At 65.8% G+C, this 16,302-nt stretch carries 14 protein-coding genes and 1 tRNA gene; 1 reads left to right on the top strand and 14 read right to left on the bottom strand.

Annotated elements, in window-relative coordinates; translation table 11 throughout:
• Positions 1-50 precede the first annotated feature (50 nt).
• The 10 genes from AC1RUR_RS34255 to AC1RUR_RS34210 form a co-directional block, all read right to left on the bottom strand.
• The gene (locus AC1RUR_RS34255) at positions 51-5,273 is read right to left on the bottom strand and encodes a DUF7379 domain-containing protein (RefSeq protein ID WP_492852324.1); all 5,223 of its coding nucleotides are present in this window, start codon (positions 5,271-5,273) and stop codon (positions 51-53) included.
• A 356-nt stretch (positions 5,274-5,629) separates the two neighbouring features.
• Positions 5,630-5,705, bottom strand: a tRNA-Phe gene (locus AC1RUR_RS34250).
• 186 nt (positions 5,706-5,891) lie between these two features.
• Complete coding sequence (gene yacG, locus AC1RUR_RS34245) at positions 5,892-6,074, bottom strand: DNA gyrase inhibitor YacG (RefSeq protein WP_492852365.1); 183 nt, start codon at positions 6,072-6,074, stop codon at positions 5,892-5,894.
• A gap of 145 nt (positions 6,075-6,219) precedes the next feature.
• Positions 6,220-6,849, bottom strand: a complete 630-nt coding sequence (locus tag AC1RUR_RS34240) for a Maf-like protein (protein ID WP_015688969.1) — start codon at positions 6,847-6,849, stop codon at positions 6,220-6,222.
• A gap of 157 nt (positions 6,850-7,006) precedes the next feature.
• On the bottom strand, positions 7,007-7,474 hold the full coding sequence (locus tag AC1RUR_RS34235; RefSeq protein ID WP_492852322.1) for an arsenate-mycothiol transferase ArsC: 468 nt from the start codon (positions 7,472-7,474) through the stop codon (positions 7,007-7,009).
• Positions 7,475-7,480: 6 nt separating this feature from the next.
• Positions 7,481-7,978 carry a UPF0262 family protein gene (locus tag AC1RUR_RS34230; RefSeq protein ID WP_492852320.1) on the bottom strand — a complete coding sequence of 166 codons (498 nt, stop codon included), beginning with the start codon at positions 7,976-7,978 and terminating at the stop codon, positions 7,481-7,483.
• On the bottom strand, positions 7,975-9,270 hold the full coding sequence (hisD, locus tag AC1RUR_RS34225; protein WP_492852318.1) for a histidinol dehydrogenase: 1,296 nt from the start codon (positions 9,268-9,270) through the stop codon (positions 7,975-7,977). The genes AC1RUR_RS34230 and hisD overlap by 4 nt, the downstream gene beginning before the upstream one ends.
• Before the next feature lie 282 nt (positions 9,271-9,552).
• Entirely contained in the window at positions 9,553-9,996 is a 444-nt protein-coding gene (locus AC1RUR_RS34220; protein ID WP_492852316.1) for a DUF2948 family protein, read from the bottom strand.
• A gap of 81 nt (positions 9,997-10,077) precedes the next feature.
• On the bottom strand, positions 10,078-10,737 hold the full coding sequence (locus tag AC1RUR_RS34215) for an NAD(P)H-binding protein (protein ID WP_492852314.1): 660 nt from the start codon (positions 10,735-10,737) through the stop codon (positions 10,078-10,080).
• A 26-nt stretch (positions 10,738-10,763) separates the two neighbouring features.
• Positions 10,764-11,702 carry an SDR family oxidoreductase gene (locus tag AC1RUR_RS34210; protein ID WP_492852312.1) on the bottom strand — a complete coding sequence of 313 codons (939 nt, stop codon included), beginning with the start codon at positions 11,700-11,702 and terminating at the stop codon, positions 10,764-10,766.
• A gap of 88 nt (positions 11,703-11,790) precedes the next feature.
• Here AC1RUR_RS34210 and AC1RUR_RS34205 point away from each other — a divergent pair, with 88 nt between their 5' ends.
• Entirely contained in the window at positions 11,791-12,432 is a 642-nt protein-coding gene (locus tag AC1RUR_RS34205; protein WP_492852310.1) for a TetR/AcrR family transcriptional regulator, read from the top strand.
• A gap of 37 nt (positions 12,433-12,469) precedes the next feature.
• Here the strand turns inward: AC1RUR_RS34205 and AC1RUR_RS34200 are convergent, their stop codons facing one another.
• The 4 genes from AC1RUR_RS34200 to AC1RUR_RS34185 form a co-directional block, all read right to left on the bottom strand.
• On the bottom strand, positions 12,470-13,294 hold the full coding sequence (locus tag AC1RUR_RS34200; RefSeq protein ID WP_492852308.1) for an alpha/beta fold hydrolase: 825 nt from the start codon (positions 13,292-13,294) through the stop codon (positions 12,470-12,472).
• 115 nt (positions 13,295-13,409) lie between these two features.
• A complete protein-coding gene (locus AC1RUR_RS34195; RefSeq protein ID WP_492852306.1) occupies positions 13,410-13,919 on the bottom strand; it encodes a hypothetical protein in 510 nt (169 codons plus the stop codon).
• A 234-nt stretch (positions 13,920-14,153) separates the two neighbouring features.
• On the bottom strand, positions 14,154-14,462 hold the full coding sequence (locus AC1RUR_RS34190; RefSeq protein ID WP_492852304.1) for an EthD family reductase: 309 nt from the start codon (positions 14,460-14,462) through the stop codon (positions 14,154-14,156).
• Between the two features lie 128 nt (positions 14,463-14,590).
• Positions 14,591-16,297, bottom strand: a complete 1,707-nt coding sequence (locus tag AC1RUR_RS34185; RefSeq protein WP_492852302.1) for an FAD-dependent oxidoreductase — start codon at positions 16,295-16,297, stop codon at positions 14,591-14,593.
• Positions 16,298-16,302: the final 5 nt, after the last annotated feature.

Raw genomic sequence — 16,302 nt, 5'->3', positions numbered from 1 at the left:
CGCGGCGCAGCCGGCTTCTTCTTTGCATTTTGGTGCATGCAAGGTTCCGTTCACGCAACGCCGGTTGCGCTTCGCAGTTGCGCGACGATCGTGCCGATCCCGCCGCCCAACGCCGGGTGGTCGGCTAGAATATCAATCAGGAACTCCATCTGCTCGAGGACCGAGGAGAACTGAAGCGCGGACGCGCCACGGCGCCATGGCCGCAGATAAGCCTGGATCACCTGCTGCTGAACCTTGTCGTCGAGCTCACCCAGCAGAAGCGCCCGTCCGAGCGCGACGTCCGCGAGGGCCACGCCGTTCCAGAAACTTGGATCGTCATTATCGAGCGTCTGGGCCTCGTTCTGGGCGCGGAGCAACCCTTCATCCAGATCGATGCGAGGCTCGTTGCTGAGCTGACGCAGCAGCGTATCCGCCAGCAGTTGATTGAGCAGCGAATAGGTGTCGAATTTTCCACCTGCCTCCTTGCGCTTGAAGGCCTCGCCATAGCACCGGCGCATCTCCGTCAGCGCATCGAGCCGCTCCTTGCCGCTGGTCACTTGCGCGAGGCGCTTGCTGCAGCTCCCGAGCAGCGACCAGCGTTCCGCCGTCAGGCCGCCGTCGGCGAGCTTCGGCAAACACATCAGTAGCGCAACGGCTTCATTGATTTCCTGCTTCGGATCATCCCGCTTTGCTTTTTCGATCGCCGCCCGACGCGCCTTCAGGTTGGCAAGCTGCTCGATGACGCGAATCGGCGCGTGCGCCTGCTCCGCCTTGAGCGCAAGCGTGTACGCCTCGATCGCCTCGTCGATCAGCTGCATCTCCGCATAGGCCTGCCCCAGCGCCGCCTGTAGCTCGGGATTGTCCACCCATTTGGTCGCAAACGAATTGCCCGCGATCGCCAGGAGCCGCTCCCGCAACGGCGCCGGATCGCGCGTCGCCAGCGTCTGGGTGTCCTGAATGATGTCCCTGATATCGGCGATCAGTTCCTCGACATGTACATACTTGTCTTTCGTGCGCGGAGCCTGGGTCCGTACGCCGTCCAGGAATAATCGAAAGGCGGGATCGCCGTAGCATTGATAAGCGCCCCAGGTGTTTGTCTCGGGGAAGAGACTGAAGACCGCCTTCCTTGCCGCGAGCGTGGCGTCGCCGAACGAAGCTCCGGCCAGGAACTGGCCGTAAAACACCTCGGCGAAATGCTTGGCGGCGGCGTCGTTGACCGCCCAACCGGCGGCGATCACGGCGCGGGCGCCGAGCTTGATGAATGCCGTTGCGATATTGGCGGCCAGTTCGTGAAAGCGGGCGGTTGCCTTGCGTTCCTCGCTTGGATCGCTCAATCCCAGATAACAGCAATTCATGAACACGAAATCGGGAATCGCCTCCATCTGCGCGACGTCCGCGGGCTCGAAGAACGATCCGTGCTCGATCGCCATGCCGGTAACCATGCGCTCGCCACGCTTGACGTTCACGGCGCCATGCCCCGCGAGATGCAAAATCCGCCAGCGGCCGCACAGGATCGCCGGAAGGCTGCCACGGGTGTCGCTGCGCTCGATGCGGTCCGTCACCGCGAACCCCTGCTTCTCCAGCATGTCGGCGACCAGCCTCGCTTCCTCGGCCGCTCCTCCGAGCAGGGGAAATTCTGGAAGACCGGTTGGTGGATTGCCGACAACCAGCGCTGTCGTCCCCGTCGCCACGATCGACCGTTCGGGGGTGTCGGCCCCGGTGAGCTGGCGGACCATTCCGGCACGCACCGACAATGGCTTCTCGTCGCTACGTCCCGGCCGGCACAGCAGCTCCCACGGATAGCTCGCGGTGACGGGGTCGAGGACCAGGACCCGCCCCCGGTCGTCGCCCGTCTCGCGCTTGAAGTCTGCCGGCAGCAGCAGTTCGTAAAGCGTGCCGGCGGCGGAGTGCTCTGTCGCCCCAAGCTTCTCGATCACGGCGCGGCTCACAAATTCGGACACCTTGTTCTGGTTGGCGACCGGGCGCACCGGAAGGCGCGCGCGATCGGTGAGGTCGGAGAACAGCAGCTTGCCGCCCTCCTGCGCCTCGATCTTCAGCCGCCGCCACCATGACGAATCCTCCATCAGTGGCGACTGGCGGCGTCCTCCGGCTTTGGTGTGCACCAGGCCGTCGAATGAGAAGGTGGCATAGGCGCCGGGGTTTCCAGGTTCGAGGCGTGCCAGCGTATGCGCAACCGCGATCGCCCTGTCACGGTAGAGTTCGACGAACTCGACATCGGTGAATGCATCGTCGCCAAGCATCAGGTTGGCGTATTTCAGCGCGTCGAGCAGCGCCGAGACGGCGTCGGCCGTCTTCAGCCCGCCTTCGCCGGTACCGATCAGGACCATTGAGATTCCCATCTCGCCGGCCGACAGCATGCGGCTTTCCCGGACCGCAAGCGCGTAGCGCCGCAGCGCCTTCGAGACGGTGCGGTTCAGATCGCCCGGCGTGAGCGCGCCGATCGCGCCGAGACCGATGACGATCGCGCCTTTCGGCAATTGGGTGGGGTCCAGGACGATCTCCGCGGTGCCGATCCGGCCCGGATAGACGCGGGTGTCGCGCCGGCGGCTGAGCCGACCATTCAGCGCCCGATCGAGTTGATCCTCGCCGCCCGCCAGCGTGTCACCCTCGTAGTGCCCGACTGCGACAGGCCAGCGCGAGAAAGCGAGATTGCCATGCGTCAGCCGGATCACGGTGGTGCGTTTGACTTCGGCTGCCGGCCGGCGCGCATAGCCGAGCGCAGCGGCGACGATTTCCTGCCGGTCCGGAAACATGCTCGGAACGTCCTCGCGCAGCTCGACGGGCACGCCGCCGGCGGACGGAGACGGCGGCTGTTGTGGCAGGCGGTCGGTCGTCCCGCTGGCGAGCAGCTCCATATAGGCGTCGAGGGCCGGCTCGAACGCGGCGAGTTCGCCGGGTTGACCTTGCGCCCACCAGGTATTTCCCGGCACGGCGGCGGTCGCCGCCGTTTTCGCCGACGCGCTGTCGGTAAAAAAACGTACCTTGTCGTTCTCGATGGTCATCGACAGGGCCGGTGTTCCGTTCACCTGCACCAGAGGGAGCTTGAGAGCTTCAAGGGAGCCGATATTGTCGCGCTGTGTGCGGGCGGCCCCCAGCAGCACATCGGCGGGTGCGCCGGCGTTTGCCTGCAAGCGCTGCCACAGCGCCTGGTCGAGCAATTCTGCCGGGAGCAGGTCGATCAATCCCGGAAAGCCCAGGAACGCCGAGGTGATGTCCTTGCTTTCAGGCGCGAGAGTCAGGAGCGCGAGATGTTGGGTCAGCCGATCGGCGCCAAGCAGGAGGCGGGCGATGCGGGCTGAACCGCCGAGCGGCAAGTCGAGCAACAGGACGCGCGCACCGGAGCGGCTGGCGAACTCTTCGCGAAGACCCTTGTCGGCGGCGAATCCCGCGGCGGCGACAAGTCCTCCTGCGCCATGGGCAACGACCCGGACCGGTTGCGCCGGATTTGCCGCCAGCTGGGCCGACAGCAGATTGGCGAAGTCACCACCACTACGCGCCAGGGACAGGCGCCAGTCGTATGGGAACAATACGACGTCGTAGGATTCCGAAAGGCGCTTTACCAGGGGCGCGTAAGCTTCGGCGACAAGCGTGTCGGGCCGGAGCGGGACGCCGGAGTCGAGTTGCAATTGCTTGAACTCGGCGAGTGCGGCCAGATCCATCCAGACACGCTTGCCATTCGCGGACAGATGCGAGCCCATGCAATCCGGAATCAGGATCACGGCGGGACGAGGCGCACCGGCGCGCTTTCGCAACAGGAAGTCATTGATTTCCTGCGTCGGTTCGATGCGCTGAAACCCGGCATCGTCATCGGCCGAGCGCAGCAGCGCCTTGGTCATCTTTTCGAGGGTCTTGTCGTTGCGGAAATAGTTGAAATGGCTGACCGTGTCGGCCTTGTCGAAGAAGAATCGGGCGGCCCGGTTAGTGCGCGCAAGCCCGCCATACATCGACAGGGTATCGACGACGAGGTCATGATCGCCGCCGTAGAACCAGTCCACGGCCTTGAGGCCGAGCCTGGCAAGGAGGGAGCCGCCCTCGATGTCGCCGGCAATGACCGACAGATCCGCCTTGGTCTCGATGCCCGGCCGGTTCAGCAGCATGGTCAGCAGCGAACCCGGCATCATCGCCTCGAGACCGGGGACCGATTCCGGGTCGGTCCGTGTCTTCACCACGGCGAGCAAAAAGCCCTTCAGGAACTGGTAGAGCTGCGAGCCGCCCAGGCCGGTCAGATCGAGCACGCTGGTCGCAAGCGACAGCCAGTTATCGAGACGTCCCGAGGCCAACGTGGTCCCGGCGGCCGGACTGGCGACCCGGACGAACCGCTCCATGATCGGGCGCTTCTCTTGCAGCAGGCGGCCGAGCTCGTCGAGTTTGGCGAGTTGTTCGCCGTAGTCTTGCTTGGCGCGATCCGCGCGCAGCCGGATCTTGCCGATCTCGTCTGCAAACGGCGCCCTGTCGTCCGCGCGCTCGGGCCAGCAGAGCAGTTCGCCGATCATCCCGCCCCGGGAATGGGTGACGACATGCAGCCGCGCCCCTCCGGGCAATGCCTTGAGCAGATCAATGGCATTGTCGATGGGGCTCACGCTCAGAGTCGGGTGGTCGAACGCGACGATGCGCTTGCCATATTTGTCCCGGAGCCCTTTGACCGTCGCAATGCGCGGCGCGGCGGTGCCCGGTTTCGACCAGGGGATCGCGCCGAAGCCGCCTGCTGTGCTCGAGCCCGTTCCGTGGATGAACAGCAGGATCGGGTCGCTTCCGGTCAGATCGCTCGCGGCAACCGGATTTGCGCCGAACTCGCCATTGTCGAGCGACCAGGTTCGCAGGCCGTATTCGTCGTTGCGCCGGTCGTCGAACATCTTGGCAATCCGTGGGCCGGCGAGGCTTCCAGCGACATCTCCGAGCGCGGAGAGGTCGAGGTCAAACGTGCGCACGGACTCGATGATCGTCCCGGCCACGCCGGCCCGGGTCGCCGGCCCCGGCAGGAAGACCGGCAGCGAGATCGTGTCCGCATCCCCGCCACCGCCCCGGGTGCTGGCGGCGGGCAGATCGTCGGCGAGCCGGTCGTACCGATGGTAGAACCGCGCGCCGGTATCGAGCGTCAGCTCGACGATCGTATCGGCGTTCACATCGAGTTTCTGGATTGGCTCACCGGCGCGACGTGCACCGACCCGGACGGCTTGAGGATTCTCCGCCCGCGCACCCAATGCGCGCAGCTCTCCGAGGTCAGGGTCGGGTCGATCCCGATCGGGAATCCCCGGAACGAGAATGAGCGCCATCGTCAGCCTCCCCGTGCACCTTGCGGCCAACCGGCAAATTCGCTTGCCCGGGGCTAAGCCAAGTATGAAGTAAATCGCATTTCTGGAAATAAACCCGGCAGCCTCTGCGCGACCGTCGGCTGCATCCAGGTCGCGGAGCTGAGCGTCGGGTCCGACGGCGCTTTGACGGCGTGCGCGCGCGCCTTGGCGCGGTCGCTCAGCCCTGTGCCCTCGTCGAACGCGCGTTCGGCGGTGGATCGTTTTTCGCGTTCAGGAACAGGAGCTGCGGACAGCTGGCCGCTGACCGTGCCGCGGCCGACGAGGACTTACGCGATGCCTGCGCGCGATCTTCTGGAAGGGCCGGCTGGCGGCTGGAATGGTGCCCAGGGGCGGAATCGAACCACCGACACTGCGATTTTCAGTCGCATGCTCTACCAACTGAGCTACCTGGGCGTGCTCCTAGAGAGGGGCCAAGGCCCATCGAGCGGGCGGTTTATAGTGGGCTGAAGGCTGCCTGTCCACCCGGCTTCGCCAAGAGGCCTCGCCGGGCGCGGCCCGGCTGTGCACAAGGTGGGACGGGCTTGCCGCGGCTGGCGCGCGGCGCGCCGAACATCAAAATAAGATATTGATAGTATTTATCTATTCCTCACCATCCGCCTCGTCGTCGCGACCGGGGATGACGTAGGAGCCTTTCAGCCAGCGGTTCAGGTCGACGTCGCGGCAGCGCGAGGAGCAGAACGGGCGGGTGGCTTGCGCCTGTGGCTTGCCGCAGATCGGGCAGGTCTTGAGCGGGGCACTGGGCTTTTTGACGTGGTCGTCCATGGCGTCGGCAGCTGACTTGGGGGTGAGAGCGTTCAAGGGCCTGTCGGCAAGCGGCTTACTCGGGCGGACGCGCAGGCATCGCGGGCCGGTCCCGCCGGCCCATTCTACTGTGCATGGGGTTGTTTTCGAGATTTTTGTCGGCGCGCTAGATGGCCGTGGCGTTCAGCCAGCCGAAGCGGATCGGGAACCCCTCGCCGCCGAGCAGCGTGGTGGTCTCGTAGAGCGGCAGGCCGACGACATTGGTGTAGGACCCCACCATCTTGACCACGAAGGAGCCGGCGATGCCCTGCACGGCGTAGCCGCCGGCTTTGCCGCGCCATTCGCCGGAGCCGATATAGGCCTGGATGTCGTCCTCCGAGAGGCGCTTGAAGCGGACGCGGGTCTCGACCAGGCGCTGGCGGAAGGCCTCGCGCGGCGTGACCAGGCAGATCGCGGTGTAGACGCGGTGGTTGCGGCCCGACAGCAACCGCAGGCACTGCGCTGCCTCGTCCACGAGATTGGCCTTGGGCAGGATGCGGCGGCCGACCGCCACGACCGTGTCGGCTGCGAGGATGAAGGCGCCGCGCAGCTCGTCGTCGAGCTGCACCGATTTCAGCGCCGCATCCGCCTTGGCGCGCGCCAGACGATTGGCGCAGGCGCGCGGCAACTCGCCCCGCTTCGGCGTCTCGTCGACGTCGGCCGGCCGGAGCGCGTCCGGCTCGATGCCGGCCTGGTTGAGCAGCGACAGGCGCCGCGGCGAACCGGAGGCTAGAACGAATTTGGGGCGGCCGAGCATCAGGTGATTTTGGGGGATGAAGCAGGGGGTGAATTGCGCGCGGAACCTATCGGAAGGGGGCTGATTTCACAACCCGGGAACCCGGACTTTGCTGATTCGGCGGGCCTACGACGCATGTGCCCGCGATCCATGACGCGGGTGTTACGCCCGCCGCATGCTACCCGCTCGCCGCGCCGACCTTCGCGAACCGCCGGCGGATGCGCATCAGGAGCTGGTCGCAGACCTCGCGGTAGGCGGCAAGCTTCTGGTCGCGGCTGCCTTCGATGGTGGTGGGATCCTGGGTCGGCCAGTATTCGACGTCGGCGGCGAGCGTGCGGGTCAGCTCCAGCGCCTTGTGATGCGCCTCCGGCGACAGCGTGATGATGAGGTCGAAATTCAGTCCCTCCCAGTCCTCCAGCTCCTCGAAGGTCTGCGGCTTGTGGGCGGAGATGTCCTGGCCGAGCTCGGCCATCACGGACACCGCGAACGGATCGAGCTCGCCGCGCCTCGCGCCGGCCGATTTCACGTAGAGGCCCTGCGGGAACATGTGCCGCAGCAGGCTCTCGGCCATCGGCGAGCGCACGCTGTTCATCGCACAGGCGAACAGCACCGATTGCGGATCGCGTGCGCGTGGGGGCGCAGCCATCCGCGTTTAACCCTTCCAGTGCAGAACAGTAATGAGCGTGAACAGCCGGCGCGAGGTCTCGAAGTCGACTCGCACCTTGCCTTTCAGCCGCTCCTGGAGCGTGCGCGATCCCTCGTCATGGATGCCGCGACGGCCCATGTCGATGGCCTCGATCTTGTCCGGGGTCGCGGTGCGGATCGCCTGGTAATAGCTGTCGCAGATCATGAAATAGTCCTTCACGATCCCGCGGAACGGCCCCAGCGACAGCAGATGCACGACCACGGGCGTGCCGTCCTCGCGGCGGATGTCGAACATCAGGCGGTTGCCGGTGATGCCGATATGCAGCGTGAACGGCCCCTTTCCGTCGGCGCCTTCCGGCGCGAACAGGTTCTGCTCGATCAGATCGTAGATCGCGATCGCGCGCTCGTGCTCGATGTCGGGCCCGGAACGGCCGATCGACTCCTCGTCGAGCGTGACCGCGACGATGCGATTGTTGGAGTCGTCCTGTTCGGGCGGCTTTGTCATGACAGATTGAGGCGCAATCCAATCGAGCGCGAATGGGCATCGAGCCCTTCCGCCTTGCCAAGCGTCATCGCGGCAGGTCCCAGCGCGCGCAGCTGATCCGGGCCGCATTTCAGGATCGAGGTGCGCTTGATGAAGTCGTGCACCGAGAGGCCTGAGGAGAACCGCGCCGAACGCGCCGTCGGCAGCACGTGGTTGGAGCCGCCGACATAATCGCCGATCGCCTCCGGCGTGTGCGCGCCGAGGAACACCGCCCCCGCATTGCGGATCCTTGCGGCAAGCGCGTCAGGGTCTGCGGTCATGATCTCGAGATGCTCGGCGGCAATCGCATCCGCAAGCGGGATGGCATCGTCAAGGTTCTTCACCATGATGATGGCGCCGAAATCGGCCCAGGAGGCGCTCGCGATCGCGGTGCGCGGCAGCGTCTTCAGTTGCGCCTCGACGGCCTTTTCGACGTCGGCGGCAAGCCTCGCGGAATCGGTGATCAGGATCGATTGCGCGCTGGCATCGTGTTCCGCTTGTGCGAGCAGATCGGCGGCGATCCAGTCGGCATTGCCGGTGTCGTCGGCAATCACCAGCACCTCGGAGGGACCGGCGATCATGTCGATGCCGACCTTGCCGAACACCAGCCGTTTGGCAGCGGCGACATAGGCATTGCCGGGGCCGACGATCTTTGCGACCGGCGCGATGGTGGCGGTGCCGTGCGCGAGCGCGGCCACGGCCTGTGCGCCGCCGACGCGGTAGATCTCGGTGACGCCGCCCAGCTTTGCCGCTGCCAGCACCAGCGGATTGAGCTTGCCGTCGGGCGAGGGCACCACCATCACGAGGCGCGAGACGCCGGCGACCTTCGCGGGCACCGCGTTCATCAGCACCGAGGACGGATAGGCCGCAGTTCCCCCGGGCACGTAGAGGCCGGCGGATTCGATCGCGGTGTAGCGCCAGCCGAGCTCGACGCCGAGCGGGTCGGTGAAGCGCTCGTCCTTCGGCAATTGGCGGCGGTGGTAGATCTCGATGCGGTCGCGCGCGAGCTCGAGCGCGTCCAGCGTCGCGGTATCGCAGGCCTTTTCCGCGGCCTCGATCTCGGCTGCGGTGATGCGCAGGCCGGATGCATTCAGTGTCAGCCGGTCGAACTTTGCGGTCGCCTCGAGCAGGGCCGCGTCGCCGCGCCTGGCCACGTCGTCGACGATCGCGCGCGCGGCGGCCTCGACGTCGGCCGACGCCTCGCGCTTGGCGGCGAGGAAGGCCGCGAATCGCTGGTCAAAATCGGCGCTGCGGCGGTCGAGGCGAACGGGCATGTCTGGCTTGGCTTCTGGCTGGTTTCCCGGAGCGGATTGGCGCACCAGGTCCCCTGCTCAATGGCGCGGCGGCCTGCCGACGTCAACCCTTGGCAGATGTGGTTGTTTTCCGTCGTCGTCCTGCTTTGACGCCGTCCTGGCGAAGGCCGGGACCCATTACCCCAAGTCTTTGTTATTGAACCGGGATGTTGCCCCAACCCACTCTATCACGGCCGCCGGTGCTTATGGGTCCTGGCTTTCGCCAGGACGACGGCTGAGAGTTTGGCACGGGATGCCCGTCCCTCACCCCTCCCCCTCGATTCCCGTCCCCAGCTCGTCCGCTCCGAGATCGGTCAGTTCGCATTCCAGGCATTCCACGTCGAGGCGGATGGCGCCGCCCTGGGCAAACAGGAGCAGGGCGCTGCCGGCGGGCTCCTCGGCGCGGCCGTCCTGGGAGTGAAACTCGATACCGACGAGATCCAGGACCTCGTCGGGAGCTCCGAGGTCGATGTTGCGCGACTTGCAGGCGAGCACGCGGTCGAAGCGAAGCGCGGCAACCAGCCGGCGCGGCTCGGCCTCGCCGTCCAGCGTCTGCTCCCAGTCCAGCCGGCTCATCCCGACCACCAGCCGCTTCTCGTTCTGCCGCCAGATGATGTCGGCGGCCTGCACCCGGGCATCCTGCACATGGGTGGAGATCACGGCGAGATCGTCGGCGTCGAGCGCAATCAGTTTGAGCTGGGGCGACATCGTCGGCATTTCTCCTCGGGAGCCCGATACGGCCAACGCGCGCGGGCGCGGAAATTTCCTTAGAACTAACGATCCGGCGGACTAGAGGCTATTGATATCCTCCATCTCCAGTACCTTCCGCGGATACCCCTCCCGGGCGACGCGGATCATGGCGCGGCCCATTTGCTGGGTCGAGGTGACGAGGCGCGGCGAGAGCCGGCGCAGCACCGACCAGAGCGGCCAGGTCACGGCGTAGATCCCTTGCACCCAGGCGGTCTTGGAACGGGCACCGTGCAGGGGCTGGATCGCGCCGGGCCGGAACATGTAGGCCCCCTTGAACGGCAGCTTGAGCAGATCGTTCTCGGTCTTGCCCTTGACCCGCGCCCACATCCGCGAGCCCTGCTCGGTGGAGTCGGTGCCGGCGCCCGTGACGTAGGTGAAAATCATTTGCGGATTGAGCCGCGCCAGCGTCGTCGCGGCAGCGAGCGTCAGGTCGTAGGTGAGATGGCGGTAGCGCTCTTCGGTCATGCCGATCGAGGAGACGCCCAGGCAGAAAAAGCAGGCGTCGAAACCTGTGAGCTGCGCTTCGATCACCGAATAGTCCGTGAAATCACCGTGAATGACCTCGGTGAGCTTGGCGTTGCGCACGCCGGTCGGGCTGCGGCCGACCACGAGCACGCGGTCGATGCCGGGATCGATCAGGCATTCGCGCAAAACGCCCTGCCCGACCATGCCGGTCGCGCCAAAGATGATCACTCGCATCGGGACGTCCCCAACGATATCGCGGCTCATGCGGCGACCGCGATCTCGTCGAAGGATACACCGGTCAGCGTCGCCGAGACATCCCACAACATGGCTGACGCCGCAAAATCCTTTGCCTGCGGCATGATCTTCGCCGGCACCGGCGGCCCCTTCAATTCATAGAACCCGTTGGGACCGTAATAGCCGCCGGGCTCCGCGGCCGGCGAGGTCGCGGCGAACAAGGTCGGCAGCGCGCCTTCGGCTGCGGACTGGCTCATCAAAGGCTGGAGCAACCGACCGACCCGCCACTGCAAGCCGTTGGCGCCCGGCCCGTTCGGAATGAGATCGGTCCGCGCATAGCCCGGGTGCGCGGCGACGCTCATCAGGCCCCAGCCGGCAGCGAGGCTGCGGCGCTGCAATTCCAGTGCAAACATCAGCATCGCCAGCTTGGACTGGCAGTAGGCCCGCCACGGCCGATAGGATTTCTTGCTCTGGAGATCGTCGAAATTGATCGCACCGGAACGGTGCGCAAGGCTGGAGAGATTGACGACGCGAGGCGCTTTCGCGCAGCGAAGCTGCGGCAACAGCCGCGCCGTCAGCGCGTAATGGCCGAGATAATTGGTGCCGAGCTGCATTTCGAAACCATCCTCGGTCTGCTGCCGCTTCGGCAGCGCCATCACGCCCGCATTGTTGACGAGCAGGTCGAGCTGCTCGTTGCCGGCGGCAAAGCGCCTGGCAAAATCGGCGACCGAGGCCAGGCTGGCGAGGTCGAGATGCTCGTACGCGATCAGCGCATTGGGAAACCGTTCGCAAATACCCTCGATCGCCCGCAGGCCCTTTGCGTCGTTGCGTCCGGTGAGTATGACAATGGCACCGGCGCCCGCCAGCGCCATCGCGGTCTCGTAGCCAAGGCCGCCCGTCGCCCCGGTGACGACGACGGTCTTGCCACTGAGGGAGGGGATGTCTGCCGTGCTCCAGTCGATCATGCCATGGCTCCAGGCTATCAGGGGGTGGAAAAGGCCCGCGACCGGTCTAAATGTGCACTGAGTGCAAATTTGCAAGAGGTGAAATAATTTGAAGGTTTCGAAGTCCGCCAGGAAAAGCGCCAAGCCCTTGTCGCCGGAAGGAAAATCGCCGGCGGCACCGGGGCTGCGCGCGCGCAAGCAGCAGCAGACCCGCGAGCGGCTGAAGCGGGCGGCGATGGCGCTATTCCTGGAACGCGGCTTCGAGGCCACGACCATCGACGACATCGCGGCGAAAGCGGACATGTCGCGCCGCAGCTTCTTCCATTATTTCGCGTCCAAGGAGGACGTGGTCGCCGCCTGGCAGGAGGATGCCGCGGCCGCGCTTGTCGCCGAGATCCTCGCAAGGCCAGCGGACGAAACCATGCTGACAGCGGCGGAGAATGCGATCGCGGCGGCGGTCAAGCGGATCGATCCGGCTGAAGCGGCAGCGATGTCGCGGCTCAAGCGCGACAATCCCGCGCTCCACGCACGTGACCAGCTCAAATACGAAAAGCTCGAGCGAACATTGGCCGACGGACTCGCGCAACGCTCCGGCCGCAAATCGGACCGGCTGAAGGCGCGGCTCGTCGCCATGATCGCCACCGGCGCGATGCGCGTCGGCGGCGAGAGCTGGATCGGCGAAGGTGCGCGGGAGAAGCCGGAGGCCTTCGTGAAGCGCACGTTCGATGCGATCAGGGCAATTTTGAAGTGAGCTCCGTCACCCTTCCCCGGAGGGGAGGATCAGGCTCTCACTCCCTGAAAAACGCCAGGAGATCGGCGTTGATCGTCTCGGCGTGCGTGGTCGGCATGCCGTGCGGAAACCCCTTGTAGGTCTTCAGGATGCCCTTCTTGAGCAGCTTGGCCGAGAGCGGCGCGGAGTCGGCGTAAGGCACGATCTGGTCGTCGTCGCCATGCATCACCAGAACCGGCACGTTGATCTTCTTCAGGTCCTCCGTGAAGTCGGTCTGCGAGAACGCGACGATGCCGTCGTAATGCGCTTTGGCGCCGCCCATCATGCCCTGGCGCCACCAGTTCTGGATCACCGCTTCGGACGGTTTCGCGCCGGGGCGGTTGTAGCCGTAGAAGGGACCTGCGGCGATGTCGCGGTAGAACGCCGAGCGGCCGGCGGCGAGCTGGACCTGGAAATCGTCGAACACACTCTTCGGCAGGCCGCCGGGATTGGCCGCCGTCTGCACCATCAAAGGCGGCACCGCGGAGAGGATCGCGGCCTTCGCCACCCGGCTCTCGCCGTGACGTGCGATGTAGTGCACGACCTCACCGCCGCCGGTGGAATGGCCGACATGGATGGCGTTCTTGAGATCGAGATGCGCGGTGACCGCCGCAAGGTCGTCGGCATAGTGATCCATGTCGTGACCGTCGGCGACCTGCGCCGAACGGCCGTGGCCGCGGCGGTCATGGGCGATGACGCGATAGCCGCGCGTGACGAAGAACATCATCTGCGCGTCCCAATCGTCCGACGACAGCGGCCAGCCATGGCTGAACACGATCGGCTGGCCCGCGCCCCAGTCCTTGTAGAAGATCTCGACGCCGTCTTTGGTGGTGATGGTGGGCATGAATGGCTCCTTCAGTGAGAATCAATCCGGGGGCCCGCAACACGCGAGCCGGCGACACGGAGATGGTTGTGCGATAGCGCAAGGTCGATGCCGCGCACCGACCGCGAACGTGCGATCAAGCAAAAGTCATTGGCTTGTAGCGGCGCCAGGCGCCGACGGTCAGCACCACGAAGAACACCAGCACGATGCCCTGCACCACGGCGAACACGGGGCCTCCGGGTGGCGCCGGCGGCACGGCAGGCGCGAGCGCGGCGAGCGCCGGGACCTTCAGGAACGACTGGATCACCAGCACGAAGACGTTGAAGTACAGTGAGATCATCGCGGTCACGACGTAGACCGGGCGCCAGACGCCAGCGAGCTTCATGCCGTACAGCGCGAAGCAGGCGATCGCGAGCAGCACCAGCGAGATGATGCCGATGATGTGCGAGGGCAGCAGCTCCTTGAACGGAAACAGGAAGCCGGTCGCGCTGGTGAGGATCGTGAACAGCAGGAAGATCGCGGTGAGGCCCGGCATCGACTTCGAGCCGAGCAGGCCGAACATCACGACGAGGCCGGCGACGATGGCGATCAGGCTGATGACGACATGGACTAACGTGAAGGCGGGCAGGCTCAACCCGAAGACCATGACATCTCTCCTACTCTCTGCATTGAGATCGGCAAGATGGTATTACGGTCCTCATCGAATTTCCACATGCGTTGTCGCCGCATGCATGCACGAAGCCATGCGCCGCCGTGCGAATCGACAAACGCATGCGTAAGTCTTTTGCGTCACCGTCACAAACCACGGCAGGTTTTCGACGAAAGTTGAATCGAATTCGGCGAGAGCGGCCCGCGATGTACGGCCGCCCTCGCCTGCGTCTCACACTTCCTTGGTGTCGAAGATCAGCAGGTCGGCGCCGCCACTGGCGAATTTCGGAACGTCGCCTCCCGCGGCCTTGCCTGCTTCGCTGGCGAAGGCCGACTGGATGGCGGCGACGTTGTCGAAGGTGAGAATCGCGACGAGATGGATTCCGGACGGTCCGGCGGGGGAGCCGACCGCGCCCGTGCTGACGGCGTATTTCTTCAGGCCGGGCAATTTCTTGGCGAGCGGAATGTGGGTCTCGGCATAGTGCTTGTCGAAAGCAGCAGCGTCCTTGGGCGTCTTGTAGAGCACGACGAGTTCAGCCATTTAGTCCTCCCTTTTGAATCTTTTGTTCGTTCCACGGGCGATGCGCCTCACGGGCGCGACGATAGTCTGTGGGACGCGCCAGGATGGCAAGCCTCATTCGACTTGCCATTCCCTTGTCTTGTCCTTGCCTAAAGCGCCGGTTTTGCGGCGTCGCCGAGATAACCGTGCAATGATGCGACGACCTGCGCGCCTTCGCCGATGGCGCCGCCGACGCGCTTGACCGAGCCGGAGCGGACGTCGCCGACGGCGTAGACGCCGGGCACGGAGGTCTCCAGCGGCGCCACGAGCCGGCCCTGGTTCTGCTCGGACTGCGCGCCTGTCACGACGAAGCCGCCGCGATCGAGCGTCACGCCGCAGCCGTCGAGCCAGTTGGTGGCGGGATCGGCGCCGACGAACAAAAAGAGATTGCGGATGTCGGCGAAATCCTCGTCATCAGACAGTCGGCTCTTCCAGCGGATCCGTCGCAGCAGCGAGGCATCATCGCCTTCGAGCGCGGTGATCTCGGTGTTGAACATCAATTCGATGTTCGGCGTCGCTTCGATGCGCTCGATGAGATAGCGCGACATGCTGGCCCCTAAGCCGCCGCCGCGGATGATCATCAGCACCTTCTTGGCGTGACCCGACAGGAACACCGCGGCCTGGCCCGCCGAATTGCCGGCGCCGACGAGGGCGACCTCCTCACCAGCGCAGAGCCGCGCCTCGACCGGGGACGCCCAGTACCAGACGCCGCGGCCCTCGAACGTGTCGAGATTTGCGATCTCCGGGCGGCGATAGCGCGCACCGCTGGCGACCACCACCGCGCGCGAGCGCAACGTGTCGCCGCAATCGAGCGCGAGCGCGAAGGTGCCGGCACTGCGCGAACAGTCGAGCGACTTCACCGACATCGGGATCATGATCTCGGCGCCGAACTTCTGCGCCTGGGTGAAGGCGCGGCCGGCGAGAGCCTGGCCCGAGATGCCGGTCGGAAAGCCCAGATAGTTCTCGATCCGCGCACTGGCGCCGGCCTGGCCGCCAAAGGCGCGGGTGTCGAGGACTGCGACCGAGAGGCCTTCAGAGGCCGCGTAGACCGCGGTCGCGAGTCCTGCCGGCCCGCAGCCGACGATCGCGACGTCGTAGATCCGATCGTCCTTGGCTCCGCCGATCATGCCGATGGCGCGCCCGAGCTCGATCTCGCTGGGATTGCGCAACACGCTGCCGTCGGCGGTGACGACCAGCGGCCAATCCTCCGGCTTGGGCGAATAACGCGCGATCACCTCGGCCGCGTCGTGCTCGCTGTCGGCATCGAGCAGGTGATGCGGCTGGCCGTTGCGGGTGAGGAAGCCCTGCAAGCGCACGACGCCGGCGGAGTTCGACGGCCCGATCAGCACCGGGCCGCCGATGCCACCCTGGATCAGGCTGACCCGGCGCAGGATCAGCGCGCGCATGATGCGCTCGCCGAGCTCGGCTTCGGCGACCAGCAGGGCGCGCAGCCGGTCCGGCGGGATCAGGAGCGCCTCGACGTCGCCCTCGGCGCGTCCGTCGACCAGCGCCGGCCTGCCCGAGAGCTGGCCGAGCTCGGCCAGGAACTGGCCGGGTCCCTGGTCGATCACAGGGGTGACATGACCGAGCCCGTCACGCTGGGTGATGGCGACGTGGCCCTTCAGGATGACGAACATGCCGGGCCCCGGCTTGCCGGTCTCGAACAGCAGCTCGCCATCCGAATAAGTGCGGACCTCGCCGAAATGCCTGATGCGCTCGATCTCTGCCGGCGTCAGCGCCGGAAAGGTCTGCTCGGGGCGGGTGAATCGCGACATCAGCGCCTCACCGTCGGTTCGTTGCGGTTCATCCTGCCCCATTGCCA

Source organism: Bradyrhizobium sp. GW821-FHT12B03, assembly GCF_058807535.1.
Note: the sequence above shows the minus strand (reverse complement) of the source record. Positions and strands in the feature narration are given on the sequence as shown.